1 protein-coding gene is annotated in these 1,342 nt (G+C 49.4%); it reads left to right on the top strand.

Annotation, left to right across the window (positions count from 1 at the left end; all coding sequences use genetic code 11):
- Positions 1 to 1,342 (top strand): Ig-like domain-containing protein (locus tag ACT3QP_RS14790; RefSeq protein ID WP_444526027.1); only part of this gene is annotated, 1,342 nt, incomplete at both ends.

A 1,342-nucleotide genomic window follows, 5' to 3' on the forward strand; every position in this document is an offset into this window, starting at 1 on the left:
TGTCATCATCACCCAAGCACCAGCAGGTAGCACCATTGCCGCTGACGGCAAATCGGTTGACGTACCAGGTGAAGGTTCATGGAGTGTTGACCCAGACACAGGTGCCATCACCTTTGCCCCAGAAGCAGGCTTTACTGGTGACCCAACGCCAATCAGCTACACCGTTGATAACCTAGATGGAGAGACGTCAAACGAAGCAACGGTTACTATTGATTATCCGCAGACTGCACCAGTTGCAAGTAATGATTTAAAAGCAGGTCCTTTAAACACAGCCGTATCAGTTGACGTTGTAGCAAATGACAATGATCCTGAAAATGATCTTGACCCAACTACCGTCATCATCACCCAATCACCAGCAGCAGGCAGCATCATCGCCGCTGATGGAAAATCAGTTGACGTACCAGGTGAAGGTTCATGGAGTGTTGCCCCAGACACAGGTGTTATCACCTTCACGCCAACAACAGGTTTCGCTGATGACCCAACACCGATCAGCTACACTGTTGATGACAGCACGGGCTTGACCTCAAATGAGGCGACGGTCACCATCGACTACCCACCGACAGCACCCATAGCGGTAGATGATACGTATACCGTAGACGAAGATGGCACCGTGGTGCTTGACCCACTAAATGCTGACAGTGACTTTGATGGCGACGTTCTAACCATCACTGATATCAATGGAACCACCTTAACCCCAGGCACCGCCCAAAGCATCATCGTACCAAATGGCGTGGTGAACATTGATGCGGCAGGTGAAATCAGCTTCACGCCTGATGCTGACTTTAATGGTGAAGTCAAATTTGACTACACCATCACAGATGGTACAGAGACAGCAACAGCAACAGAGACAATCACGGTTACACCAGTGAACGACATTGAAGCCAATCTTGAAACCGAAGTCACACCTGAAGACGTCACCTTAACAGGCAACGTTATCAGCAATGACACAGACGAAGATGGCGACACCTTGACCGTTCAATTAGCGACCGTAGACATTGATGGTAGTGGTACTCAAGTTACATTGGTTCTAGGCACCGAAACCGCCCTGACTGATAACAATGGTGATCCTATCGGTGACTTGACCTTGAATGCGGATGGCAGCTACACCTTTGATCCGGCACCTAACTTCAATGGCACGGTGCCACAAGTGAGCTACACCGTGACTGACCCTGAGGGCAACACTGACAGTACCACTTTAGACATCACGGTTGAGCCAGTAGAAGATGTACCGGTCGCGAACCCTGAAGTTGAAATCACGCCTGAAGACACAGTATTGATTGACAACGTCTTGACCAATGACACTGATGGTGATGGTAACAACACGCTGACCGTTCAATCAGTG

Origin of the sequence: Psychrobacter sp. AOP7-B1-24, assembly GCF_052376215.1 — a bacterium.
GTDB lineage: Bacteria > Pseudomonadota > Gammaproteobacteria > Pseudomonadales > Moraxellaceae > Psychrobacter.